The organism is Planococcus chinensis, assembly GCF_020071995.1.
GTDB classification, from domain to species: domain Bacteria; phylum Bacillota; class Bacilli; order Bacillales_A; family Planococcaceae; genus Planococcus; species Planococcus chinensis_A.
This window is the reverse complement of the sequence record NZ_JABWTK010000005.1, coordinates 1-24,470: the sequence shown is the minus strand read 5'-3', so window position 1 is coordinate 24,470 and position 24,470 is coordinate 1. Positions and strand designations below refer to the sequence as shown.

23 protein-coding genes, 1 tRNA gene and 2 rRNA genes are annotated in these 24,470 nt (G+C 44.3%); 3 read left to right on the top strand and 23 right to left on the bottom strand.

The features are described from left to right. Positions 1 to 84: 84 nt before the first annotated feature. The 4 genes from HU147_RS09480 to HU147_RS09465 form a co-directional block, all read right to left on the bottom strand. Complete coding sequence (locus tag HU147_RS09480; RefSeq protein WP_224076007.1) at positions 85 to 1,218, bottom strand: sugar ABC transporter substrate-binding protein; 1,134 nt, start codon at positions 1,216 to 1,218, stop codon at positions 85 to 87. Positions 1,219 to 1,531: 313 nt separating this feature from the next. Beyond that, complete coding sequence (locus HU147_RS09475) at positions 1,532 to 1,741, bottom strand: hypothetical protein (protein WP_036802011.1); 210 nt, start codon at positions 1,739 to 1,741, stop codon at positions 1,532 to 1,534. Positions 1,742 to 1,923: 182 nt separating this feature from the next. Further along, complete coding sequence (locus HU147_RS09470; RefSeq protein WP_224076006.1) at positions 1,924 to 2,784, bottom strand: glycerophosphodiester phosphodiesterase; 861 nt, start codon at positions 2,782 to 2,784, stop codon at positions 1,924 to 1,926. A gap of 120 nt (positions 2,785 to 2,904) precedes the next feature. Continuing rightward, entirely contained in the window at positions 2,905 to 3,300 is a 396-nt protein-coding gene (locus HU147_RS09465) for an MFS transporter permease (RefSeq protein WP_224076005.1), read from the bottom strand. Positions 3,301 to 3,429: 129 nt separating this feature from the next. Here HU147_RS09465 and HU147_RS09460 point away from each other — a divergent pair, with 129 nt between their 5' ends. Further along, the gene (locus HU147_RS09460; RefSeq protein ID WP_224076004.1) at positions 3,430 to 4,017 is read left to right on the top strand and encodes a TetR/AcrR family transcriptional regulator; all 588 of its coding nucleotides are present in this window, start codon (positions 3,430 to 3,432) and stop codon (positions 4,015 to 4,017) included. Between the two features lie 51 nt (positions 4,018 to 4,068). Here the strand turns inward: HU147_RS09460 and HU147_RS09455 are convergent, their stop codons facing one another. From HU147_RS09455 to groES, 11 genes are all read right to left on the bottom strand, one after another. Further along, positions 4,069 to 4,836: an aquaporin gene (locus tag HU147_RS09455; protein ID WP_224076003.1), complete on the bottom strand. Its 768-nt coding sequence runs from the start codon at positions 4,834 to 4,836 to the stop codon at positions 4,069 to 4,071. A 323-nt stretch (positions 4,837 to 5,159) separates the two neighbouring features. Next, on the bottom strand, positions 5,160 to 6,041 hold the full coding sequence (locus HU147_RS09450; RefSeq protein WP_224076002.1) for a hypothetical protein: 882 nt from the start codon (positions 6,039 to 6,041) through the stop codon (positions 5,160 to 5,162). 21 nt (positions 6,042 to 6,062) lie between these two features. Then, complete coding sequence (locus tag HU147_RS09445; protein ID WP_224076001.1) at positions 6,063 to 7,190, bottom strand: MBOAT family O-acyltransferase; 1,128 nt, start codon at positions 7,188 to 7,190, stop codon at positions 6,063 to 6,065. Between the two features lie 8 nt (positions 7,191 to 7,198). Next, on the bottom strand, positions 7,199 to 7,678 hold the full coding sequence (locus HU147_RS09440; RefSeq protein ID WP_224076000.1) for a GNAT family N-acetyltransferase: 480 nt from the start codon (positions 7,676 to 7,678) through the stop codon (positions 7,199 to 7,201). Positions 7,679 to 7,692: 14 nt separating this feature from the next. After that, entirely contained in the window at positions 7,693 to 7,935 is a 243-nt protein-coding gene (locus HU147_RS09435; protein WP_036812185.1) for an acyl carrier protein, read from the bottom strand. A 34-nt stretch (positions 7,936 to 7,969) separates the two neighbouring features. Then, positions 7,970 to 9,502, bottom strand: coding sequence for an amino acid adenylation domain-containing protein (locus HU147_RS09430; protein ID WP_224075999.1), 1,533 nt, complete (start codon positions 9,500 to 9,502; stop codon positions 7,970 to 7,972). A 2-nt stretch (positions 9,503 to 9,504) separates the two neighbouring features. Continuing rightward, positions 9,505 to 12,486, bottom strand: coding sequence for an FG-GAP repeat domain-containing protein (locus HU147_RS09425; RefSeq protein ID WP_224075998.1), 2,982 nt, complete (start codon positions 12,484 to 12,486; stop codon positions 9,505 to 9,507). A gap of 414 nt (positions 12,487 to 12,900) precedes the next feature. After that, complete coding sequence (locus tag HU147_RS09420) at positions 12,901 to 13,875, bottom strand: tRNA dihydrouridine synthase (protein ID WP_224075997.1); 975 nt, start codon at positions 13,873 to 13,875, stop codon at positions 12,901 to 12,903. 563 nt (positions 13,876 to 14,438) lie between these two features. Next, on the bottom strand, positions 14,439 to 14,792 hold the full coding sequence (locus tag HU147_RS09415) for a YolD-like family protein (RefSeq protein WP_224075996.1): 354 nt from the start codon (positions 14,790 to 14,792) through the stop codon (positions 14,439 to 14,441). Between the two features lie 198 nt (positions 14,793 to 14,990). After that, positions 14,991 to 16,622 carry a chaperonin GroEL gene (gene groL / locus HU147_RS09410; protein WP_224075995.1) on the bottom strand — a complete coding sequence of 544 codons (1,632 nt, stop codon included), beginning with the start codon at positions 16,620 to 16,622 and terminating at the stop codon, positions 14,991 to 14,993. Positions 16,623 to 16,807: 185 nt separating this feature from the next. Continuing rightward, the gene (groES, locus tag HU147_RS09405) at positions 16,808 to 17,092 is read right to left on the bottom strand and encodes a co-chaperone GroES (RefSeq protein WP_036812147.1); all 285 of its coding nucleotides are present in this window, start codon (positions 17,090 to 17,092) and stop codon (positions 16,808 to 16,810) included. Positions 17,093 to 17,286: 194 nt separating this feature from the next. On the opposite strand from groES, the gene HU147_RS09400 reads away from it, so the two are divergent. After that, positions 17,287 to 18,072: a CPBP family intramembrane glutamic endopeptidase gene (locus HU147_RS09400; RefSeq protein ID WP_224075994.1), complete on the top strand. Its 786-nt coding sequence runs from the start codon at positions 17,287 to 17,289 to the stop codon at positions 18,070 to 18,072. A gap of 69 nt (positions 18,073 to 18,141) precedes the next feature. Here the strand turns inward: HU147_RS09400 and HU147_RS09395 are convergent, their stop codons facing one another. Further along, a complete protein-coding gene (locus HU147_RS09395; RefSeq protein WP_036812144.1) occupies positions 18,142 to 18,774 on the bottom strand; it encodes a redox-sensing transcriptional repressor Rex in 633 nt (210 codons plus the stop codon). A gap of 176 nt (positions 18,775 to 18,950) precedes the next feature. Between HU147_RS09395 and HU147_RS09390 the strand changes: the two genes are divergently transcribed. Further along, positions 18,951 to 20,891 carry an ABC-F family ATP-binding cassette domain-containing protein gene (locus tag HU147_RS09390; protein ID WP_224075993.1) on the top strand — a complete coding sequence of 647 codons (1,941 nt, stop codon included), beginning with the start codon at positions 18,951 to 18,953 and terminating at the stop codon, positions 20,889 to 20,891. 410 nt (positions 20,892 to 21,301) lie between these two features. Here the strand turns inward: HU147_RS09390 and tsaD are convergent, their stop codons facing one another. From tsaD to HU147_RS09355, 7 genes are all read right to left on the bottom strand, one after another. Further along, on the bottom strand, positions 21,302 to 22,321 hold the full coding sequence (gene tsaD, locus HU147_RS09385; RefSeq protein ID WP_224075992.1) for a tRNA (adenosine(37)-N6)-threonylcarbamoyltransferase complex transferase subunit TsaD: 1,020 nt from the start codon (positions 22,319 to 22,321) through the stop codon (positions 21,302 to 21,304). Then, the gene (rimI, locus tag HU147_RS09380; RefSeq protein ID WP_224075991.1) at positions 22,314 to 22,769 is read right to left on the bottom strand and encodes a ribosomal protein S18-alanine N-acetyltransferase; all 456 of its coding nucleotides are present in this window, start codon (positions 22,767 to 22,769) and stop codon (positions 22,314 to 22,316) included. The genes tsaD and rimI overlap by 8 nt, the downstream gene beginning before the upstream one ends. Beyond that, positions 22,766 to 23,461 carry a tRNA (adenosine(37)-N6)-threonylcarbamoyltransferase complex dimerization subunit type 1 TsaB gene (gene tsaB / locus HU147_RS09375; protein ID WP_224075990.1) on the bottom strand — a complete coding sequence of 232 codons (696 nt, stop codon included), beginning with the start codon at positions 23,459 to 23,461 and terminating at the stop codon, positions 22,766 to 22,768. Before tsaB ends, rimI begins: the two co-directional genes overlap by 4 nt. Then, positions 23,458 to 23,913 carry a tRNA (adenosine(37)-N6)-threonylcarbamoyltransferase complex ATPase subunit type 1 TsaE gene (gene tsaE / locus HU147_RS09370; RefSeq protein WP_224075989.1) on the bottom strand — a complete coding sequence of 152 codons (456 nt, stop codon included), beginning with the start codon at positions 23,911 to 23,913 and terminating at the stop codon, positions 23,458 to 23,460. Before tsaE ends, tsaB begins: the two co-directional genes overlap by 4 nt. Positions 23,914 to 24,087: 174 nt before the next feature. After that, positions 24,088 to 24,160 (bottom strand) — tRNA-Asp (locus HU147_RS09365). A gap of 11 nt (positions 24,161 to 24,171) precedes the next feature. Continuing rightward, positions 24,172 to 24,287 (bottom strand): 5S ribosomal RNA (rrf, locus tag HU147_RS09360). A 59-nt stretch (positions 24,288 to 24,346) separates the two neighbouring features. Then, positions 24,347 to 24,470 (bottom strand): 23S ribosomal RNA (locus tag HU147_RS09355); the annotation flags it as partial.

Genomic DNA, 24,470 nt, shown 5'->3' with positions numbered 1-24,470 from the left:
CTTCGCCTCCCTTGCGCAAACACCAAGGAATGGAGAAATAGTGATAGAAGGTTCTACCACTATTTCTTCCGTCCTATGTGATTTTTACTCTAAGCCCGTAAATTCATCCGCTTTGTAATACTCGGAATCGATCAATTCCGCTTTGACGTTTTCTTTGTCCACAACGATTACGTCTGTTTGCTTCGCTTTGACTTCCGTCATACCGTTGTCGTAAGAACCTGTAGTTTCCGGTGTGTTGCCGTCCATGATTTCAACTGCCATGCCCATTGCGTCTTCCACCAATGTGCGGACATCTTTGAATACGGTCATCGATTGTTTTTCGTCGATGATGTACTGTACTGATGCTTTCTCTGCATCCTGCCCGGTGATCAAGTAATCCGTCACGGCTGTGTCTGATGCAAATACGTCTGCAATCGAACGGGCAGTGCCGTCATTCGGTGCCAGGATGGCTACATTGCCTTTCATGTCGTCGCCGACAGAAGTCAAATGCGTCTGTGCTTTGTTTTTGGATTCGTTCGGATCCCAGTTGGTTGTAACTTGGCCGATGATCTGGCTCAATTGGTCGCGGTTCAGTTCCTTCGTATCTTTCAAAGCTTCCGCTTGGCTGGAATTGGCAATTTTGAATGTGCCATCTGCAATTTTCGGCTGCAGCACTTCCCATGCGCCTTGGAAGAACAAGAATGCGTTGTTGTCAGAAGATGCCCCTGCATACAAGTAAAGCGGTACGCCCGAACCTTCTGCGTTATCCACCAAATACTGTGCCTGCGCAGCCCCTACTGCCAATGAATCGAATGTGACGTAATAATCAACAGCATCTGTATCGGTGATCAAACGGTCATAAGCGATCACGGTGACATCGTCCTGTTTCGCAGCTTCCACTGCGGCAGCTGCTGCTGCTCCGTCATGCGGGGTGATGATCAAGACTTTGATGCCTTTGTTCAATAACGCTTCCACGTTTTCTTTCTCTTTTGCTGAAGACCCTTGGCTGAACAAGATTTCAGTGGAATAATCCGAATCTGCTAACGCTGCTTTAAAACGCTCTTCGTCCTGAACCCAGCGCGGCTCATCTTTTGTCGGCAAGACAATGCCAATATCTACGGCTGAACTTGAACCTGACCCCGAACCTTCTTCTCCTCCACCGCTATTGCATCCAGCAGCAATCAAAGCGAACACGGCCAAAATCACGAATAACAAGAAGCCTTTAGAATTTCTTCTCATCTTCTAACCCCTCTCCCTTTATCAATAAATTAAGTACAAGTTCAGTATAAATTTTAGAACAGAAAATGTAAGCGCTATCATCAGTACTCTTTTAACATTAACTGTAATTTTTTAGCTTTTCTCTGCTTTTTGATGAGCAGGATCAGCAAAGCAACTGATCTCCATGGCAAAGACCTTTCCTGTTCAGCCGCCTCATTTGTTTTCTTCTCCTTACAGGGACAGTTTCAAATTGCCGTTTACGGCACTGCAATACGCCGTAAAAAACAAAACAGCACCTATCTCCGGTTAAGGAAATAGGTGCTTCGTTTATTTTTTAGCGTGCTTCTTTTGGCGGCTGGCATACGTCGCATTTGCGCTGGTTGTTCTTGTTGAATTTCGTGAAGGTTTTTTCAAAGTTATTGCCGCACGAACATTTGAACAGCAGCTTCTGGGAAAACCCGTGGTATTCTGTCGACAATAATTTGCTGTCTGAATTTTTCTCTGTGAATTCTCTGATTTTATCGATCGTCCATCGTTTATTCATTTTCTTACACCTCTATGGTTTATTGGTAGGCGGTTCGCCATCCGTTCAATTCGAGCAAATGCCGTCATCATCCTAAGTTCTTCATTATAGCACGGATGAGCATGTAAGGAGAACTCTTATGCAGTCATCTTCTTTGGATGCAAAAAGCACCGGCTTCCCGCACCGATGCTTTCTGGTATTCATTAGTTATTTTTCACAGGATGATAGTATACATGTTCCGTATAATCGGTAATGATTCCATCTACATTTAAGTCGAATAGACGCAAGGCCTGTTCTTGGGTTCTTGAAGTATATGGATAAATCTTCATCCCCGCTTCATGGACATCACTGACCAACTCATCCGTTACGATGCTCATCGTGGGATTGAAATAATCGGCATACGTGGCGAACTGAGCCAGTTGTTCTTCCGTTACATTCTTCCAGCCTGCTCCTGCCAGAACGCCGTGAGGCAGATTCGGCAATAGTTCTTTGGATTTTTTCATGGATTCATGGTTAAAAGATTGCAGGATGACTTTTCCGTTATTCGATCTATGCATATTTCTCTCTTTCAAAGCATCCGCAATTTTCTTCTCCATTCCAGGATAAAGTTCCGGCGATTTCAGCTCGATTAAAATGCCCACTTTCCCGCGAAACGCATCGATTACTTCCTCAAATGTCGGAACCTTCTCACCGGCATAAGCTTCACTAAACCAGCTGCCCGCATCCAACTGCCTGATTTCCTCGAACGTTAAACTGCTCACTTTGCCCGTTCCATTTGTGGTGCGGTCAACCGTGGTGTCATGGATCACGACAAGTTCGCCGTCTTTGGTCATTTGAACATCGATTTCAATGTAATCCGCCTTCATTTCAAAACCTTTTTGGAAGGCGCCCATTGTGTTTTCAGGCGCATGCCCCGAAGCACCGCGGTGTGCTACGTTGACCATTTTTTGCTGTTCCTGCTTTGAAATTACTTTGCTCACTTCTCCATGTTCAGCCGCAAGTACAGGTCCGCTGAAAGATGCCGCCGCAAGGCTCACTGCTAAAATTGTCACAATCCGTTTCATCCAACCACTCCTTATTTAGTATCCCCCCTATTATAGGAAGCGAATATGGAGTGGGTATTAATAGAACATTAAGAAATGTAAAGGAAAATACAGGAATATCTTATGCCTACGACCGCCCCATTAGTTGTTCGATGGCTCTAAGTTTGTGGACTGGAACTTCTCTTTTGCATAGCCAACGAAAAACGTCATGAACACCATGCCGACGATCAGCATGAGGACACTGCTCCCTAAATAATCCGAATCCATTTTAAACAAGACTTCATTTCTGAACCAAGACTGGAACGGCAAACCGAACCCTAACAATACGGCAAAGAACACGACTTTCACTGTCCAGCTTTTGCCTTTCATTTTCTTAATCGAATTATTTACAAAGAGGCGCAAGAAAGCGAGTGCCATCCCGATTCCCCAGAAAATCAGCAGGAACATTTTAATGTCTTCATTGAATATAAAACCTTTGGCCAACATCCCGATCCCAATCAAAAACGCAATAATCATCGCTAGATGTGATTTTTTCATCTTTATCACCCATTCTGTAGATTCCACTCAACACACTGTTGATTGGTATGGTTTAATTTTATGCCCCTGCTATAATGAAAGCAATAAACAGAATAGGCGCGATTGTTCAATGGTCTGGAGGAAAAGAGAATGGCTTCGATTTACGACGAAATGGTTGAAAAGACAAAAGAAAAAATCCAGCAAAGCTTCTTGCAGCTCTTAAAGGAAAAGAATTTTATGAAAGTGTCAGTGCGGGATATCACCGAGGCAGCGGAGATCAATAGAGGCACTTTTTACCTGCATTACCTGGATAAATACGATTTGCTGGACCAAATGGAAGAAAGGCTTCTTTCGGACCTCGAAAAGCATTTGGAACGCCTTCAGCCGGACGTGCTGCTGGAAGAAGCAGAAAAAGGCAATATCTCGATGCACGCTGTGGAAGTGTTCCGGTATATTCAGCTGAACGCCGAACGCTTCCAGGTCTTCCTGGGGGAAAACAACCACATCGGTTTTCACAAACGGCTCAAGCAATTTTTCGTCGAGCACTTTATGGATAAAATGATGAAGAACGAAAACTTTTTCAAAGGCGTGGCGGTACCGCAAGATTACCTGTCTTCGTTCGCCACATCCGCTTTCCTTGGCTTGATTGAACAATGGCTCGAAAACGGTCTGGCGGAGACGCCGAGTGAAATGGCGGAAATGTACATCCAGATTATCTTCTTTATTAAGAATTTGTGATTCTGCCGAATCAAAAAAACTGGTTCCTATAAACAGGAACCAGTCTTTTTCTTATCTGTGCGTTTTGTCATGACGGGAATCACGGGCCCTATCAAGCCGTTCATCGCCTGCTACTTCAAGGCCGGTTTCTTCTTTTACAACAAAGAACGATTTAAACACTAGGGCTGCAAGAGCTGCCCCGACAAGAGGCGCTAATAGGAATACCCATACTTGCGCCAGTGCATCTCCGCCAGCAAAAACGGCCGGAGCCAGGCTTCTGGCCGGATTGACCGATGTACCCGTCAACGGGACGCCAATAATATGGACCAGCGTCAACGTTAATCCGATGACAATTCCGCCCATGTGCGAAGTGGCCTTGCTCGATGTTACACCCAGAATAGCCAACACAAAGATAAAGGTAAGAATCACTTCGACGCCAAGCGCTCCGATCAGGTTTAAGCCCACTGCACTCAATTCGCCGTAGCCGTTTGCCCCGTACCCTTCCAGGCCGGTGGAATTGGCAATGACGAAAGCAAGGAACGCGCTTCCTGCAAATGCCCCGACGATTTGGGCAATGACATAGCCTCCAAATTCTTTAGCCGTTAGATTCCCGGACATCCAAACAGCTAACGAAACCGCCGGGTTCACATGGCACCCCGAAATATGGCCGATGGCATAAGCTGCTGCAACAATCGACAGACCAAAAGCAAGGGCAATGGCCGCTACTCCAAGAAACCCGGTATCGGTCCCTCCTGTGTAGCCGCCTAAAACGACGGCGGTGCCTGTCCCGAGGAACACCAAGATAAAGGTGCCGATAAATTCCGCTAAATACTTTTTCATACTAATCTCTCCTTCCATAATTGGATATACAGCTAAAAAGAAATAAGTTATCAGAACTTTCGGATTATTATATCATAACTTCCTTTTGCAAATCATAAGTTTCCTTTTTTTTTAGAAGCAACAGAATAGAAAAAGGCCACTCAATAATTCACTGATTTTTTGAGTGGCCTGGATATTCATATTGATTTATTGACGTTTGCTGTTCTTTGGAACACCGTGGTTCGCTCCTTAAAACCCTTCATAAATAAAAGGCCCGCTATTGTTGAAAAACAAGAGGATCAGCTCAAACATGATGACGTAAATGACTATTAAGAATAAGGTTTTTAAGGTTCCATTAACCATGAATCAATCTCCTCCGTAAACTTAACAGCTCCATACTCATAATTAAAATGCCCCAAATCATGAAAATATTCCTTTGGCGTGGCATACGACAAATCCAATACTTCTACAGAATGTGCCTGGAGTATCTCCACTGCGCTCGATTCGGCCAGCACTGTCGTATCAGGTTTTTCAATTACATCATTCCAGGGCAGTATGATGCACCTTAACCTAATATCATTTTCTTCGGCAAACTCAATCACTTTTTCCAAAGCTTTCAAATTATCATCATAATATTCAATACCCTGATCCCAATACAATTCTTTTTGAACCTTGATTTTATCCCCAAGCTCTTTTTCATCCAGGACTCCCCGGTATACCGTTCTCTCAAGGGATTCGTGTCTAGTCTGGATGAACTCTTCGCCTTTCAGGACATTGGAAAGGCCATCAACAATCACCGGATTGACCCGGTTGCGGTTAAAATACAAATAAGGTTCATAGATTTCCTTATGCCATGGATAAGTAGGGTTTGTATCCAAGGTATCCATTAACGTGAAATAATTCAGGCCGATTACCAGCTCCGAACCTACGTCGATCAGCTCTCTATCCAAAATCTCATATAAATCTTCAACTGTGCCGTAATCTATCCCGATATTGGTGTAGCCGCTTTTGCTTTGGGAATCAATAAAGCCTGAAATCACAACCGAATTCCCATAAAACACCTTATCAAAATCTTCTTCCGAATACTTCGCCATGACTTTCTCAAAATCATTTTTAAGAAATACATTTAATTCCCTTACTGGGTCTGTCTTCAGGAAGAGCGTTTCTAAAATGATAACAAAAGATAAAATTCCTATTAAAAATATAAGTGGATGTTTGTTCTTCATTTTTCAAATAACCTCACAGTTTTAAAAGCTGACTAGTCCCTTTATTACAGGTAGAACCCTATCATGAGGCAGAGTAAATACAAGTGAATTTAAAGCGAATAGAAAATTTGTAGTTAGGCATCTCAGGCGGAAATGCACGGCATTGGCTGTCCTTCTATTCAAAGTGGTGATAGAGAAAATATTTTCAATAAAGAGGATCAGCCCAAGATACGTTCCGGCAATGAGATAAGGAAGATTGAATCCATGCCACATGGCCATGATGATCATGGTCAAAAAGCCGATAAGGCCGCCTTGCAGCTTGGTGATTTTCTTTTTGACCACGACCACATAAATATGTTCCCGGATATTGTCGCTTAAAGACACATGCCAGGATCGCCAAAACTGGCTCATCGTTGGTGCATTCCAAGGTTTTTTAAAGTTCTCCGGAACCTTTATGCCCCAAAGCGCACCGATTCCAATGGCAATGTCGCTGTATCCGGAAAGGTCCAAATAAATTAACAAATAGCTCATGACAATCAAGAGAAGACTGATGCTCCAAGTAGGGGTCAGTTCTTGTAAATGCACAAAAGGAATCGTAACAAGAGCCACCAAAACAACTTTTTTGAAAAAACCGCGAATGATCCTTCTTGCAGCATACGAGATGTTTTCAACCGAAGGTTTAATAGGGGCCTTCATCGAACTTGCAAACTCCCTGTACCTATGGATTGGGCCGGATGTGAAAACCGGCAGGAAGAGGATGAAGTTCACATACGTTAAGAAATCAATCTTTTGTTCGCCATAATATGTATGATAGAAAGAATCGATTGCTTTAAAAATGGTATAGGCGATGCCCAGTATAAGAAATATATTGTCAAACCGGCCAAACAGGAACGGCAAAATGGCCACTACGGAAAAGGTAAAGAATAATACTTTTTTGAATCTCTTCGCTTTCAGTAAGATGATATTAAACGCATAAGTTATCAAAATATAAGCGACGTAAAAGAACAAAAGCTTTTTATCTATGCTGTATAAGATGACCAAAGTTGAAATGGCCATTATATGATTGATTGGCAGCTTGAACCTGCTATTATGATTGATTACCCGCAAAATCATAATAGCAAATCCCGCCGCTATGAGTAGGAGTAATATATTAACATCTAAAAACCACATAAGCTCTCCTAATTTTGTATTCTTTTATACATTACATGCGCCATTTTTTGAAAACCTTTTGACTCCCAGAAATTCATGGCGTTATCATTGCCGACCAGTACATTGCATTCGATTGCCGTCGCGCCAATTTCCAACAGCAGGTCTTCGGCTTTCTGCAGGAAGTTATTCGCTAATCCCAGTTTCCTTTTATCCGGGATGATGTATAGATCTTTGATGAAGCCAATAATATTGGTCGGCTCCAATTTCAATTTGCGGTCAAGCTTGGTTATTTCAACCGTTATAAATCCAATCACTACTCCATCGAGCTCTCCGATTATGATGGAAGTGGTTTTGGCTTTTACCAAGATCTTTAAAATGTCTTCCAGTGAATCTTCATCCATACTGTAAGGCATTGAAAACTCGCCTAAAAAGCTGTACATATCTATATACAGTTTTTTTAAGGCGCTAATATCTTCTGCTGTTGCTTCTCTCAGCACTAAATCATTCACTGCCAACACTCCTGTTAATTCAACTTCTCTTCAATTACCAGCGTTATTTCATCAACAGTATTCATAGGATGCAAGATCAAATCCTTTTGAGTGATTTCGATATTGAATTCCTCTTCGATAAATAGTATAACTTGGGTCGCTCCCAGTGAATCAAGAAAACCCATATCGAAAAGATGGGCATCGTCTGTAAAATCGGGATCATCTTCTATTTCAAATTCTTCTTTTAAATAGTTTCTAAGTATCTCTTTAACTTCCATAGTAACCTCCAAATGGTTTTTAAAATTTTGCACCTTACTTATTCAATGCTTGCAATTGCTTACGGTCAATCTTATCATTGGGCGTCATCGGAAACTTTTCAAATACTTTAAGTGTTTGAGGCAACATGTACTTCGGAACTAATTTGCTCAATTCCACATTTACTTTTCTGGAATTCATTTTCAAATCCGTTTCCAGATACAATACGATTTGTTCTTGCTCAGAATCGAATAACGCACATGCTCTCCGTACACCTTCTATGCAGGAAGCCGCTTTTTCAATTTCCCCTAATTCAATCCGGTTTCCCCGGTGCTTGATCTGGCTGTCCATTCTGCCTTGGATCATAATCAGGCCATCCTCATTTATGTATCCCAAGTCACCCGTTCTGTACATATTCTCATTGTAGTTTGTATTAATTGGATTTTGGACAAATACTTTATCGGTCTGTTCTTTGTTGCCCCAGTAGCCCAGAGCCAGACCGCTGCCGATTACACACAGTTCGCCTGTTTCTCCCGGTTCTGCTGCTTCATCGTTGCCATTCAGGATGAGAATTCGCATATTTTCACAAGCTTTGCCGATCGGCAGCGGCTCCCAGTCCTCAAATTCTTTATCCACTATGTAATAGGAACAAACATCCGTAATTTCAGTAGGGCCATATAAGTTTGCATAGAGGCAATGCGGGTTGGACTTCCTCCATATATTCAGTTGTTTATTGGGCATGATTTCTCCGCAAAATGCTACCACTTTTAATTCCTCTAGCTTAGTCGTCTCCAGTATTCCTGAGTTTGCAACATTTATCAAAACTGTTGGCACCCAAAAGATGGTGTTGATTTTATTCTCTATCAGGAACTCCGGCAGCTTAACAGGGAACAGCATCAATTGTTCAGGGATTAACACCATTTTCCCGCCGCTCAAAAGCGCTCCATAAATTTCAAATACGGAATTGTCAAAGTAGAACGGCGCCTGATTGGCCATAATGGTCTGTTCAGTTAAGGAAAATGTATTTACTACCCAATCCGCATAATCCAGTACGCCCCGGTGCGGGATCGTAACTCCTTTTGGTTCGCCAGTGGAGCCTGAGGTATACATGATGTAAATGGGATCAGTATCAACCACTTTAGAAATCGTTTGCTGAATAAGATCTTCGTCCGGCTGCCCCTTTGAAATTTCGGAGTAATAATAGACCTTCGCTCCTTTTACGTCCACTTGATCCAGTACCTTGGCGTACTCCGCTTCCGTAATTATCCCTTCCGGATTCAAGTTGTTAATGATTTTCTGCAACCTGGCAGCAGGGATATTGGCGTCTAAAGGAACATACGGATTCCCGCTATATAATATGCCCATGTAGCTGATAATGCATTTAACGCTTTTAGGCATTAATACAATAATCGGCTTGATGGAATGATGAGGCGTTTTTGGCATAGCCGCTAACAGGTTCGTCCCTATCGCAACTGCGGTTTCCCTCAATTCCCCAAAAGTTATTTTTGATGAATAATCTTCATAGCCGATATTGCTGCCATAAAGAGCACTGGCTCTTTCCAATAATTCTACTGCAGACTTCCTGACCATTCCTAGTTGGCCTCCTCACTTATCGTAATATCAACCGGTTCGCCCCAATGGGTTATTTCATACGTATATGGTTTGGCATCGTTCTTTTTTTCTTTGATATCCAGCTCTTCTCCTTTAATGCTCAAAGGCTTGTCAGACGCAACGACTACTTGCTTCATGCCGTAGTTGTTGATCTTGATGGCGTCGCCTTCAACAATTACTGGACTATTGGAAGAAAGGATGTTGAACGGATGAGGATCGTTCTCCGACTTGGATAACTCAACCGTATCCGTCAAGAATCCAATAAACAGCTGATTGCCGTCCGTGTATTGGATAAGTTCGTTCGAATAGAAGGGAGTGGCTTTTTTCGAAAATACCGCTTTTACGCCATTAGCCTCTTTGTATAAGCCTGTCAATTCCTCCGGCACATCAGAAGTATCTCTATTTAACACTATTTTATCAGATTGGATGGAAATCTGGTAATCCGTTTCGATATTGTTGATAAATGACTGAGCCATTTGTTCTTCGGTCAAGAATACATAATTATGGTTCTCCCGAATATAATTGATTTCGTCCATCATCGCTCTTAACTGAGGAGCCAATTCCCGATCATAGACCTTATTTTCAATGTGCTCGAAGAAGATGATCGGCATATCATACAATGCCAGCTCTCTATGGACTCCAGGAAACATCGTAATCATGGGCGAAGGCGTAGACAGCGCCATAGAACCGCCCTCTCCGTTCTTATACATCCATAGATTCGGCCATAAGTAATTCAAGACAAAACTTGGGTCCCCCGGATTATTCGGCGTCTTGAAGCCGAAGTTGTAATAGACGTTTTCGTCTATCTGATTGTTGAATGTTTGTTCCGGATGCTCAACGTTTACTCTCCACGTATGCTGATTGGTGCCGACATGCTCCCATGGAATGCCCAATTCCTCAAAAACCTCTTTATGCCTTGCGTACTCTTCCTTCTCCAACGCATCATCTTTGTAACTATGGGAATATAAATGAGGCAATATAGGCAGGTGATTGCTTTGCAGATAATCGACCGTTTCCTTTAATTCTTTCTTGTACGGGAATTGCTCCGAAGTGATATCTGCAACCGACGAAAACGACAGTTCTCCGGTCACAATATCCTGGACACCGTCTTTATTGAAATCAACGATCAATGGAACTGTATTCTTGCCCGTGTAGATCGTGTTTTTGCCATAGATGTTTTTCTGCTCGGTTTCCACGGTCCCTTGATAAGTGAAATCACTTTCTCCATTATTGATCAGGATGTGGATGTCCCCGTCGTGATTTCCGACTAAAATATCGTTCTGTCCATCCGAATTATAATCCCCTACCCCAGGAGCTAAATTTTGCCCAAGTGATTCATCGATGGTTTCGGACAGTTCGTACCCGTCTTCTGTCGACAAATAAATATCCAGGCTTCCCGAACGATTTCCAACCACTATGTCCGCCTGGCCATCGTCATTAAGATCCCCGACGGCTGGTGCTGCCATTGAATCGGTTTGAATCGGCAAACCATTACGATCCGCTAATGGGGAAGCTTCCATAAATGCATGCTTCACTTCATTGTATCCAGTGAGTTTGAAAATGCTGCCTTCCAGATTTCCAACCAAGAACAAGCCATCTTCCAAGCTCATTTCCGTTTCCAGCCCGATCGACAACTTCGTTCCTAAATCCAGCGGTCCTTCATAGAGCGGTTTTTCCAACTGAAACTTGGCGTTTTCATTTTTGAAATAAAGAATTTCTCCTGAATCTGTACCCACAATCAAATCATACTCTCCGTCATTATCCCCATCTATCATTTGTGGATATGTTCGATGATCCGTTTCGAATTTCTCGTAATAACTTCTATACGTATCCAGCTTTCCAAAAGTCAGAGGACTGCCTTCCGTATCTTTAAGCTTGGTGCCAAAAGAATAAAACGAGTCGAGCTCTTCTCCGACAAAAACCGGCTTAGCATCTGTGCCGGTATTTTTGTGGTAAGACAAAGAGCCATACCATTCCCCCCAGTTGTATGCACCTCGAACCAGTGATATGGTGGGAACCTGGTTTTCTGCTTTAAGCAGTTCTCCCCATTCCACAGCCTCTTTGTGTTTAATCGAATCGGATACTTCATAGTGGTTTTGCCACGCAAGGCCCGGTCTGCCATAAGGCCCTTGCGTTTTCAGAAAGGCTACGCCGTACTTTTCCAAGGAAAGGTACTCTAAAAGCCCATCAACCGTCTTTTGGTTAAAAGTGGAATTGAAAAAGCTGTAGTATGGATTGTCTTCATCTCTTTCTTTAAAATCATAGCCCGTGATATAGCTGTCATAATCCAAAAAAAGATCGGAGAGTACGAGTATTTTGCCTTTTCCTATCTCTTTTTTTACAACCATCGGTTTTTCCGATATTTCCAATAAAATATCTGCTTCATTTACTTCTATTTGATTAAAACTTAATTCTTCATTTCCCCACTCCAGGTTGTGTTCGATGAATTGATAACCTATCTCAGAAAGACTTTCGATATGATCGTCATGTATTTCCATTGATACTTCATTGTCCTTACTTAAGGAAGTTTTACTGATTCCTTTTATCCCGGCAAGACTATTCAGCGATTCATTCGTTGAATCCGAATTTAAAAGAACCACTCCACCTGACTCCAGGTATTCTTCGATCACGTTCAAATCTAAGGAATCCTTCTCGATTGAATCGTGCATATGTATAAAATCTTTGTCCATTATCGCTTCTTCATTTAAAGAATCCGTATCGATGTATTCGACGTTCGCATTGATCGCCAAGGTCTGTGCGTAATGGTCTTTGATTGGAGAAATCGAATCCAAAGAATCCTTCTTGTATACCAAAGCACCATTCAATTTGTAATCATTGTTGTCTGATACGATTTCGCTTTGTTCGTTTTTATGGTTTTGTTCTTTAATAAATAGGAAATAACTCGCGCCGGCTATAACTAATACCGCAAGTGCTGCTACCAGTATTTTCGCTTTTTTATTCATTTTATACCTCACTATGATCAAGTTTACGTTGAAAACACATCAATCTATTCTAACACTGAACGGCTTCTCAAATCTGTTCTACCAAGGAACTACTATACCATGAAATTTCAACTAATAGATTTTCCAAAAGCATCCTTAACAATATTGAAACGTCCGTTGAACGGCTTCTCCAATCTTATTGCAACGCTGTCCAGGATGCCAAGAAATCGAAAGAAAAGGCCTTTCAACAGTTTAGCCGACTGCTGAAAGACCTTTTCTAAAAATAAATATGCCATTTTCGTTTATTAGGAGTGAAGTTGTAAGCGTATAAAGCGCTTGAATTATAACAACTTAACTATCAAGAGCTCGCCTTGCGAATAAATTACGACAACACTTTCCAAACCTGCTTTGCTGCGATTTGGTGATGGGCTTTTTTCAGCCCACTGCTACTCGCTGCTCAAACTCGTGAAGCAATGCCCGCACTTCATCCGTCGAATCCGTCTTTAATAATTGGGTTTTCAGTTCATCAGCATCCGGTATTTCACTGACATAAATCTTGAAGAAACGGCGCAGCGGCCGGAACGGCAGAGGCTCTTTTTCAGTGGAATATTTGTCATGCAAATCCAGGTGCAGCTTTAACAGGTCCAGCATTTCTTCAGAGCTGTGCTCGCGCGGCTCTTTTTCAAAGGCGAACGGATTCTGGAAAATCCCACGGCCGATCATAACACCGTCAATGCCGTATTTTTCGGCAAGTTCCACACCGGTTTGGTAATCCGGAATATCTCCGTTAATCGTCAATAAGGTATGAGGCGCTACTTCGTCCCGGAGCTTCTTAATTTCCGGAATCAGTTCCCAGTGCGCCGGGACAGCGCTCATTTCTTTCTTGGTGCGCAGGTGGATCGATAAATTGGCGATGTCCTGTTCCAAGACATGGGTCAGCCAGCCTTTCCACTCCTCGACATCCGTATAGCCAAGCCGTGTCTTCACACTGACCGGCAAGCCGCCCGCTTTGGCAGCTTGGATAACTTCTGCTGCGTTATCCGGATAGCGGATCATGCCGCTTCCTTTGCCTTTCGCAGCCACGTTCCCTACCGGACAGCCCATATTGATGTCGATGCCTTTAAAGCCCCGCTTCGCCATTCCGATGCTCATCTCCCGGAATTGCTCAGGAATGTTCCCCCATATATGCGCGACAATTGGCTGTTCATCTTCTTCAAACGTCAAGCGCCCTTCTTCACTGAAAACCCCGTCCGGGTTGCAGTAGCTTTCCGTATTCGTAAACTCCGTAAAAAACACATCCGGCCGAGCCGCTTTCGCCACCACTTTGCGGAACACCACATTCGTGACTTCTTCCATTGGCGCCAGAATAAAAAACGGCCGCGGCAAATCGAGCCAAAAATTTTCTTTCATCTCTACCTTCCAATCCTTTCGTTGCGGGACGAAGAATGAGCCCTTCATCCAATCATCTTCTCTATATCTATCTCCAAAATAAAAATATCAATTTTCGTTGTGCTGCCATTTTATTTCCCATTAACTTTAACTAGTTTACATGACTCGTGCGTTTGTGGAAAGTGGCGCGATTTGTCCATCGATTTATAGCAGCAGTTTGAGTAAGCAAAAAATTTCTTTTCTATATATCGCTGATTTTGCGAAATCAGGTATACTGGAAGAAATAGGATTTCACGATAAGTACTCTTAATAAAGCGATTTGCTGCAGCAGAATTTATAAAGGAAATGGAGTGCTAATTATGGAGGTTAAGAAAAAGAAAAGAAAACTAAGAGACAATTGGTTTGTGGAATTAATTTCGGAATTTAGTTTCACGTTATTTATTGAAGCCATTCTTAGCATCGTCTGGAATGTCATTTTATTCATTCCGAGATTATTGCTGCGCTTTCTCAGCAATTTAAATTAAGCCATCGCTTTTTCCGCCATTCCCCCATACCTACTTGATTAGCTGTACAAAGAATTCTCTTTAATCGACGATATTCACTGATACAATCTCGGCCGGATTTAATGTGCGGTCCTTAAATGGATCTGCATAGGTAAGTATGTTAGCAGTCTGATCAATACTTAAAATCGTGCCATAATGCCTGGTCACTTTGCCGTCCTTCCACGTATGGATAATGACATTGCATCGGCGTTTAAGGGCCAATTTCAATTCTTCCTGGATCAGTTGCAGGTCATATACATCTAATTTTGGTTGAGGCATCGGTTTATCTTCTCCCACTTCTTCTCGCCGCATCTTTACAGGTTCATTTAACAACATGCCTTGCCACTTGAGCTTCCTATGGTTTTCCATCCCTCTTAATTGCTTCTTAATTCCCACACTAATTACCTCCTGTCAAAATAAGAACACTTGTTCTTATTCTATACCACCTCTTTTCCATTAACAATCCTATTTAAACAAATAAAAAGACAGCCATTTTATTGGCTATCTTTTTAGGATGAACTTCATTTATTTTTTGTGGCTCCACAAAACAAAAAAACCGAAAACCTCGGTTTGCCGAGGTTTTCGGAATGTGAATTACATCATGCCGCCCATGCCGCCCATATCAGGCATTCCGCCCATTGGTGCTGCTGGTTCTGGGATATCTGCAACAACTGCTTCAGTTGTCAGGAACATAGCTGCAACAGAAGCTGCGTTTTGAAGTGCTGAACGCGTCACTTTAGTTGGGTCAACGATTCCTTCTGCAAGCATGTTGACCCATTGGCCGTTAGCAGCGTTGAAGCCGATGCCGACTTCTTCTGATTTCAGGCGGTGAACGATGATCGATCCTTCAAGGCCTGCGTTTGTTGCGATTTGGCGAACCGGCTCTTCCAAAGCACGAAGAACGATGTTAACGCCTGTAGCAATGTCGCCTTCTTGCGTTTCAAGAAGTTCAGCTACTTTGTTGTATACGTTGACAAGCGCTGTACCACCGCCGGCAACGATTCCTTCTTCAACTGCTGCGCGAGTTGCGTTCAATGCATCTTCAATGCGAAGTTTGCGTTCTTTCAACTCAGTTTCAGTAGCTGCTCCGACTTTGATGACTGCAACACCGCCAGCAAGTTTTGCCAGACGCTCCTGCAATTTCTCTTTGTCGAATTCAGAAGTTGTTTCTTCCAATTGGCTGCGGATTTGCGATACGCGGCCAACGATTTTCGCTTGGTCTCCGGCACCTTCAACAATGGTTGTGTTTTCTTTCGAAACAACCACTTTAGAAGCGCGGCCAAGTTGTGTGATGTTGGTCGTTTTCAGCTCAAGGCCAAGATCTTCCGTGATCACTTCAGCGCCAGTCAATGTTGCGATGTCTTCAAGCATTGCTTTGCGGCGGTCACCGAATCCAGGAGCTTTAACAGCCACTGCATTGAATGTTCCACGCAATTTGTTCACTACTAATGTAGCAAGTGCTTCGCCTTCAACGTCTTCCGCAACGATCAATAGCGGTTTGCTTTGTTGTACAACCTGCTCCAACACAGGAAGGATTTCCTGGATGTTGCCGATTTTCTTATCTGTTACCAAGATGAATGGGTTGTCCAGGACAGCTTCCATTTTCTCAGAATCTGTTACCATGTAAGGAGACTGGTATCCGCGGTCGAATTGCATCCCTTCGACTACATCCAGTTCAGTTGTGAAGCCGCGTGATTCTTCCAAAGTGATAACGCCATCGTTGCCAACGCGCTCCATTGCTTCAGCGATCAAGTTTCCGACTTCAGCGTCTCCAGAAGAAATCGCTGCAACTTGCGCAATCGATTCTTTGCCTTCGATTTGCTGGGAAACAGCTTTCAAGCCTTCAACAGCGCTTTCTACAGCCATTTCAATCCCGCGGCGGATGCCGACAGGGTTAGCGCCTGCAGTTACGTTCTTCAAGCCTTCACGGATCATAGCTTGCGCCAGAACCGTTGCAGTTGTCGTACCGTCACCTGCGATGTCGTTCGTTTTAGAAGCGACTTCTGCCACCAATTTCGCACCCATGTTTTCAAATGCGTTTTCAAGCTCGATTTCTTTTGCAATCGTTACACCGTCGTTGGTGATAAGAGGTGAACCGAATTTCTTCTCAAGTACCACGTTGCGCCCTTTTGGCCCAAGCGTCACTTTTACTGCATCTGCTAATTTATCAACACCAGCAGCCATCAAACTGCGTGCATCTTCGCTGAATTTAATTTCTTTAGCCATGAATAGTTTCCTCCTCTATATTAATTACCATTATTATTTATTTTTGTGCAATGATATGGAGTAAACCAGCGGAGACGCCTGCGGGATAGCGAGAAAGCTGAGACCCTGCAGGAGCGTAACGACGAAGCGGCTTGGCGCTCGCCCGCGGCAAGCGCAGCTGGTTTACGGAATATCAAGCTGTAATTTTAGCCCAATACCGCTAAAATATCGTTTTCGCGTAAGATCAAATATTCTTTGCCTTCATATTTAAGTTCAGTGCCTGCGTATTTTGAGAAGATGATCCGGTCGCCTTCTTGGACTTCCAGTTCAGTGCGCTGCCCATTGTCACGGATAACTCCATTACCTACAGCGATCACTTTGCCTTCCTGCGGTTTTTCCTGTGCCGAACCCGGCAATACGATTCCGCTTGAAGTCTTTTCTTCTGCTTCGATAAGCTCAATAATAACGCGATCTCCTAATGGTCTTAACAATTGAAACACCCTCCTCAGATTATCTAAATATTCCACATTAGCACTCTAACACCTAGAGTGCTAACCCACTTCTCAGTTTAATAAAATCCCCTGCCGTTTGCAAGTCTAAACATTCACTTTTTTTTATTCTTTGCGGTTCCGTTTTGAAACCTCTACAATGAAAGTAATCTGTTAAACGAAAGGAAATCCGCTTTATGAAAATGAAATTCAAAGCAAAAGCTGATACAGGCCGTTCCAGCTATAGTGTCAAAGCGAGCCGAAAAGGCAAAAAAACGCCACTCTATATTTTGTTGATTTTTATCCTCGTGCAGCTTGCACCGATTTTATTTATAACGCCGACACTTAATTATTTCCGCGGCCAAGGCATGGACGAAGCGACTGCGGCAGCCAGCACTTCCGGTTGGCTGGTTGTCTTGACGATGGGTATCGGGTTTATTGCGGCCATGATCCTTATTCTACCGGACAAGCAGTTCTTCAATATTTGGAAAGGCAAAAAAGCCAGCCTGCTCGGAGCAATCGGCTGGGGCGTTCTTGGTTTCTTCCTTCTCTACTTTGCCCAAATCATTGCGGCATTGATTGAAGTGCAGCTATTCGGAATTTCTCCGGGATCTGAAAACACCGCGAACATCACCAAATTGGTTGAAGTCGTTCCATGGGCTCTCCTGGCCGTCGTCTTTTTCGGTCCCGTGCTGGAAGAGCTTGTGTTCCGCCGCGTCATATTCGGGTCGCTGAACCAGACCACCAATTTCTTTCTCGCCACCGCTGTCAGTGCACTTGTATTCGCCGCGGTGCATCTGGAATTCAGCCACTTGCTGATTTACTTCTCGACAGGACTCGTCCTCGCTTTTCTTTACCAGAAAACGAAGCGGATCATTACGCCGATTATTGCACACGTGATGCTCAACGGGTTTGTAATGATTCTTCAATTGAATATGGAAAAGATCCAGAACTTCCTGAAGCAGCTTGAAAATTTACAATAAAAATGGACTGGCTGTTTCAGCCGGCCAACAAAAAAACCTTCCCCGAACTACTTTCGGCGGAAGGTTTTTTCAATGCTGTTTGATTTGGTAGATCAAGGTCTGCAGTTCGACCGATAAATCAATCGTCTGCACACGGATATGGTCCGGCACCGAAATACGGACAGGCGTAAAATTCAAGATGCCTTTGATATTCGTTTTCGCCAGGCGGTCCGTAACTTCCTGGGCCGAACGCGAAGGAACCGTCAAAATCACCAGTTCGATCCCGTATTCCTCGATTTTCTCTTCAATCCGGTCGGGATGGAAAGTATCGATTTCGCTGATTTTCTCCCCTTCAAGAGGTGAATTCGAGTCGAATGCCAACACGATTTTCGTGTTGTGGTTGCGCTGGAAATTATACTTTAAAAATGCGCTTCCCAAATTCCCGACGCCGATCAGCGCCACATTGGTCGCTTCGTCCTGGTCAAGTGTTTTGCGGAAAAACGCCAATAGGTCTTGAACATCGTAGCCGTACCCTTTTTTGCCCAAAGCGCCTAAATGGGAAAAGTCACGGCGTATTGTAGCCGAATCGATTTTCATTGCTTCACTTAATTCCTGCGAAGAAATCCGTTTTTGTCCGGCATTCGCGAAATTCTGGAGGAAGCGGTAATAAAGCGGCAACCGTTTCGTTGTGGCTTGTGGAATTTTTGATGGTTCGTGTAACATGCAACGTTACCTCCTGCGGTCGTCTAACGATTCACTGGGGATTCTTTTTCCCCTGCGTCTATGGATAGTGAATCAAATCGATTTTATCTTACCTGAGGCGGCCCGATATGTAAAGCTGGCTTGATTGCGAACAATACGTCCATCGGCTACACTTAAGAGGAATAGAGGTGACCCACATGATAGTATTACAAGTTAACCAAGTCCATAAATCGTTTGGCGCCGATGAGATTCTCGCCGGCGTCAAATTGGAAGTCCAACACCGCGACCGCGTTGCACTCGTGGGCCGCAACGGCGCAGGAAAGTCGACTTTGCTGAAGATCATTTCCGGTGAAATGTCATACGACAGCGGCGACATCATCATGCCGAAAGATCTGACCATCGGTTATTTGGAACAGCAAACCGACCTCGAATCGGAAGCGACCATCTGGGACGAAATGATGACGATTTTTAGTCATTTCCGTGAACAGGAAGCAAAACTTCGGGAACTGGAAGCCCAAATGGCCGATCCAGCTGTCTACGACGATGCCGTCCAATACGAAAAAGTCATGAAAGAATACGATACTTTGCAGCACGATTTCAAGGATGCCGGCGGCTATCAGTTTGAAGCCGATACACGCGCCATTCTCCACGGCATGAAATTCTATCCGGAAGACTACGACAAAAAAGTGGTGTCGTTATCCGGCGGCCAGAAAACACGCCTGATGCTGGCGAAACTGCTTCTCAGCAAACCCCAGCTCCTGATTTTGGATGAGCCGACCAACCACTTGGATATTGAAACGCTGAGCTGGCTTGAGAATTACCTGAAGAACTACCCGGGTGCAATTCTCATCGTTTCGCATGACCGCTATTTCCTCGATCAAGTCGTAACACTTGTCTACGAAGTATCGCGCCACCGCGTTAAAAAGTATACGGGCAACTACAGCCGCTACCTCGACGAAAAAGCAAAGCAATATGAACTCGACTTGAAGCAGTTTGAGAAACAGCAAAGCGAAAAAGCGAAACTGGAAGATTACGTCCAGCGCAACCTGGTTCGTGCTTCCACCACCAAAATGGCGCAAAGCCGCCGGCGGGTACTTGAGAAAACCGACTGGATGGATGCGCCGGACGGCGACGAGAAATCCGCCCGCTTCGGTTTCACCATTGCAAAGCAAAGCGGCAACGACGTGCTGAATGTCCAGTCGCTCGCCATCGGCTATGGCGGCCAGCCCGTTTCGCAAAACATTGCCTTGAAATTGTACCGCCAGGACAGCCTCGCGCTCGTCGGGCCCAACGGTGTCGGCAAATCGACTTTGCTGAAAACCATCATGAAAGAATTAGAGCCGCTTGCCGGTACCATCCATTACGGCACCGGCATCCAGTTCGGCTACTACGACCAAGAACAAGCCAACTTAAAAGGCAATAAGCTTGTTCTGAATGAGTTATGGGATGATTACCCGCATGTTAATGAAAAAGACATCCGCGGCATTCTTGGCCGCTTCCTTTTTACAGGGGACGATGTCCTAAAACCAATTTCCACCTTGTCAGGCGGCGAAAAAGCCCGGGTGGCACTCGCTAAGCTGATGATGCAAAAAGCCAATGTGCTGCTTTTGGATGAGCCGACCAACCACTTGGACCTCGACAGCAAAGAAGTGCTGGAAAATGCCTTGCTCGATTATCCGGGCACGATCCTATTCGTTTCCCACGACCGTTACTTTATGAACCGCCTTTCAACAAAAGTGGTGGAATTGACCCGGGACGGCACGACCGAGTATTTGGGCAACTACGACTATTACGTGGAAAAGAAACTGGAGACCGAAGAGCTGCAGGCACTGGAAGAAGCTGAAAAAGCGACCGTCGCCAAAACGGTTCCCGTTGCCACCACTTCCCAGATCAATAAAGAAGCTAAAAAACTGGAACGCCAGCTGCTGCGCCAATCTGAAGAAACCGAACAGGAAATGGAGCAGCTCGATCAGCAAATCGCCGAAGTCGAAGAATTGCTGTGCCAGCCTGAAATCTTCCAGGACCACGAGAAAGTCTTGCCGCTCCAAAGCCAGTTGGACGGACTCAAAGAAGCGCATGAAGAAAAAATGTTATTTTGGCTCGAATTGCAAGAAAAGCTTGAAAAAGTCCATAGTTAACCGCATACTATTGTATGCGGTTTTTTCTTTTTCTATATATAGGTCAATACCTTTTTGGCAAATTTTTATTTCCACAAAGTTGCGCACAAGCCTCTACTTATTAAATCAACTATCAACAGTCTTTTCCACATTATCCACAGGCATTTTATTTATTGTCCACAAAGTTTTCCCGTAACTAGTACACAAGATATAGAATTAAGGCTGTTTTTCAGAAAGTTATGAACATGTTATACACAAATTGTGCATAAGTACAAATGTTCTCTATTGACAAAGAACGTATTTTTTGTGTAATGAAATATCTGAAAACAGAAAAAAAGCCCAGTTGCCATTCCTTTTCAGGAGTCAACTGAGCTTTTTTTGAACTTTAATAGTTTATTTATACATGTTGGCTTTTCTCAAGGACAAATTATTTATCCCCAGGAAGACAAGACCATTCCTGGCCGGCCATTCATGGCCATATTCCCTGTAATGCCTTTTTCGAACATGACGGTACCAGCTGCGGCAATCATGGCTGCGTTGTCCGTACATAAAGAAAGAGGCGGGATGAAGAACGGAATGCCTTTCTGTTCAAACGCTGCAGACAAAGACGTTCTGAGCCCTTTGTTGGCTGCCACGCCGCCCGCTGCGATGACTTGGCGCACCTTGTACTGCTCCGCAGCTCGCAGCGCTTTCGCTGTTACCACTTCGACGACACTGTTTTGGAACCCGGCAGCGACGTGTTCAGGCGGCACTACTTCTCCGCGCTGTTTGGCATTGTGCATATAATTCAGCACAGCAGACTTCAAACCGCTGAAACTGAAATCATACGATCCTTCTTCAAGCCATACCCGCGGGAAATCAATCGCACCGTCGCTGGCGTGCGCCAAGCGGTCAATGTGAGGCCCGCCTGGATAAGGCAGATTCAAGGTTCTTGCCACTTTGTCATACGCTTCCCCTGCTGCATCATCACGCGTTTCCCCAATCACTTCAAAACTGCCGTGTTCTTTCATATAGACCAGTTCCGTATGTCCACCGGAAATCACTAAAGCAAGCAAAGGAAACTCCATTTCCTGCTCGAGGCGGTTGGCATAAATATGCCCGGCAATATGATGGACGCCAACAAGCGGCAGGCTATTGGCAAACGCAAATGCCTTTGCCGCATTAACGCCGATCAACAAGGCACCAACCAATCCCGGTCCTTCGGTTACCGCGACTGCATCCAGCTCTTGCGGCTCCATTTGGGCGCGCTGAAGCGCTTCTTCGATTACCAGTGTAATCTGTTCCACGTGATGGCGTGAAGCGATTTCAGGCACTACTCCACCGAAGCGTTTATGGCTTTCGATTTGCGAAGCCACAACATTTGAAACGATTTCCCGTCCGTTTTTCACAATGGAAGCGGCGGTTTCGTCGCAGCTCGTTTCAATTCCCAATACATAAATATCTTTACTCATTAAAATTCACCCACATCACTATGGCATCTTCCAGGTTATCGGTATAATACCGTTTCCGGATGCCACCATTTTGAAATCCTAATTTCCGGTACAGATTTTGCGCGACATGATTGCTGACTCTTGCTTCTAAAGTCATCAGTACAGCTCCGTGCGCTTTTGCAGTATCTATGGCTGCCCGCATCAAGCGTTCGCCCAGTTTTTTGCCGCGTTCATCCGGGAGAATCGCAATATTCGTCACATGGCTTTCGTCTAGGATGAGCCACATGCCGCAATAGCCGACAATTCCTTTTTCGGTTTCTGCAACTACGTAATAAGCGTTTTCGTTATGCAGCATTTCATAATAAAAAGATTCTTTTGTCCAAGGCAAGGTAAACGAAAGTTTTTCAATTTCGTACACTTCATCAATGTCTTTTACCGTCATTTTGCGGAAAATCACATCATCACTCATGAGCTTTGCCCTTCCTGGCTTTTGATATAATTCGCTTCAGCTTCCGTAATGCGCTGATATTCTGGAACCGCGTGGTGGATATCTGCTGCCGGAACATCTTTGGCCAGCATGATCAAATTCGAAGCACGCGGCAAACGGTTCTGAGGCGCCGCGAAAAATGCCTGGCTGCCCAATACTTCCCGGATGGTTTCTTCGTGGATGGAAACATCAACCCCCGTAAACAATATCGGTTTATTCAATGCTTCAGCTTTCATTAAAAACTCTTTAAAGTTGCTGTGCTGATCCTCAATGACTGGTTCCAGGGTTTTTCCGTCGTATAACCCAGTAAACGCAGTGCCGCGACGCGCATCCATAACGGGGCAAATAAGCCCATCAAAATACTGCCCGTTTGCTGCCAGTACTTTTAAACTTGAAACCATATGCAAAGGCAATTTTAATGACCAGGCAAGCGTCTTGGCAATCGTCAGTCCAATGCGGACGCCGGTATAAGAACCCGGTCCTTCAGCCACCGCAATATGTGTTAAATCTTTCGGAGTGACTTTGGCTTTTTTCATCATTTCTTCAATAGCCGGCATAGCCGTTAGTGAATGATTGATTTTTAAATTGGTGATTTCCTCTATTAGAACGGTATCGCCTGACATCAGCGCAATGGCCGATGGAGAATTTGATGTATCGATGCCTAAATAAATCATGATAAGTTTAGCTCCTTGCACAAAGTTTCATATCGGCTGCCCACGGGATGAAGCTCAATGCTCCGGCTCTCTTCAGCACGCCGGGTAATGACAATTTGCAGCCGTTCTTTCGGTAAGTATTCTTCAATAAAGGAGGCCCATTCAACCACGGAAACTGCCTCGCTTTCAAAGAGTTCTTCAAAACCGATGTCTTCATCGCTGTTTTCCAAACGATAGACATCAAAATGGTTTAAATCCAAGTCCCCTTCATATTGCTTCAAGATAGTAAACGTCGGGCTATTCACCATCCGTGCAATTCCGAGCCCTTTGGCCAGCCCTTTCGTGAACGTCGTTTTGCCGGCGCCAAGGTCTCCTTCCAATGTTAAAAGGTCCTGCGGCTGCAGAAAGCCCGCAAGTTTGGCTGCAAACTCTTCCGTTTCTTCTGGAGAATTAACTTCTATTGTATAAATCATTTAGCCTGTCACCTCGTTTGAGTCTTAACATAGTTTAGCGAAGAAATAGCAGTAAATCAAAATATCTTTCTTCAAAAGCCCATTTGGCAAAAGAACCAATTATTCTTTTCTAATTAGCGATAGAAATACAAAAAAAATAAACACAGCGGGATCGCTGTGTTTATTCTTGAAATACGGTCCCGACCGGGATCGAACCGGCGATCTCCTGCGTGACAGGCAGGCATGTTAACCGCTACACCACGGGACCAAAAAAAAACAGACCAGCGACGTCCTACTCTCACAGGGGGAAACCCCCAACTACCATCGGCGCAAAAGAGCTTAACTTCCGTGTTCGAGATGGGAACGGGTGTGGCCTCTTTGCCATCGTCACTGGACTATTTTTTGAGTGCTTGCGCCCTCAAAACTGGATATGCGACAGGTGAAAACAACTGTGTTGGTTAAGTCCTCGATCGATTAGTATTCGTCAGCTGCACGCGTCGCCGCGCTTCCACCCCGAACCTATCTACCTCATCGTCTTTGAGGGATCTTACTTGCTTGCGCAATGGGAAATCTCATCT

Bases quoted from the DNA above. Each gene is read 5' to 3' on its own strand.
- HU147_RS09445 (WP_224076001.1), bottom strand. From the start codon at position 7,190: ATGTGGTTTTTAGATGTTAATATATTACTCCTACTCATAGCGGCGGGA.
- tsaD (WP_224075992.1), bottom strand. From the start codon at position 22,321: ATGAGTAAAGATATTTATGTATTGGGAATTGAAACGAGCTGCGACGAA.
- rimI (WP_224075991.1), bottom strand. From the start codon at position 22,769: ATGAGTGATGATGTGATTTTCCGCAAAATGACGGTAAAAGACATTGAT.
- HU147_RS09450 (WP_224076002.1), bottom strand. From the start codon at position 6,041: ATGAAGAACAAACATCCACTTATATTTTTAATAGGAATTTTATCTTTT.
- HU147_RS09465 (WP_224076005.1), bottom strand. From the start codon at position 3,300: ATGAAAAAATCACATCTAGCGATGATTATTGCGTTTTTGATTGGGATC.
- HU147_RS09425 (WP_224075998.1), bottom strand. From the start codon at position 12,486: ATGAATAAAAAAGCGAAAATACTGGTAGCAGCACTTGCGGTATTAGTT.
- tsaB (WP_224075990.1), bottom strand. From the start codon at position 23,461: ATGATTTATTTAGGCATCGATACATCAAATTCTCCATCGGCCATTGCG.
- HU147_RS09475 (WP_036802011.1), bottom strand. From the start codon at position 1,741: ATGAATAAACGATGGACGATCGATAAAATCAGAGAATTCACAGAGAAA.
- HU147_RS09435 (WP_036812185.1), bottom strand. From the start codon at position 7,935: ATGGAAGTTAAAGAGATACTTAGAAACTATTTAAAAGAAGAATTTGAA.
- HU147_RS09395 (WP_036812144.1), bottom strand. From the start codon at position 18,774: ATGTTACACGAACCATCAAAAATTCCACAAGCCACAACGAAACGGTTG.
- HU147_RS09430 (WP_224075999.1), bottom strand. From the start codon at position 9,502: ATGGTCAGGAAGTCTGCAGTAGAATTATTGGAAAGAGCCAGTGCTCTT.
- HU147_RS09480 (WP_224076007.1), bottom strand. From the start codon at position 1,218: ATGAGAAGAAATTCTAAAGGCTTCTTGTTATTCGTGATTTTGGCCGTG.
- HU147_RS09420 (WP_224075997.1), bottom strand. From the start codon at position 13,875: ATGAAAGAAAATTTTTGGCTCGATTTGCCGCGGCCGTTTTTTATTCTG.
- HU147_RS09455 (WP_224076003.1), bottom strand. From the start codon at position 4,836: ATGAAAAAGTATTTAGCGGAATTTATCGGCACCTTTATCTTGGTGTTC.
- groL (WP_224075995.1), bottom strand. From the start codon at position 16,622: ATGGCTAAAGAAATTAAATTCAGCGAAGATGCACGCAGTTTGATGGCT.
- HU147_RS09400 (WP_224075994.1), top strand. From the start codon at position 17,287: ATGAAAATGAAATTCAAAGCAAAAGCTGATACAGGCCGTTCCAGCTAT.
- HU147_RS09460 (WP_224076004.1), top strand. From the start codon at position 3,430: ATGGCTTCGATTTACGACGAAATGGTTGAAAAGACAAAAGAAAAAATC.
- tsaE (WP_224075989.1), bottom strand. From the start codon at position 23,913: ATGATTTATACAATAGAAGTTAATTCTCCAGAAGAAACGGAAGAGTTT.
- HU147_RS09390 (WP_224075993.1), top strand. From the start codon at position 18,951: ATGATAGTATTACAAGTTAACCAAGTCCATAAATCGTTTGGCGCCGAT.
- HU147_RS09470 (WP_224076006.1), bottom strand. From the start codon at position 2,784: ATGAAACGGATTGTGACAATTTTAGCAGTGAGCCTTGCGGCGGCATCT.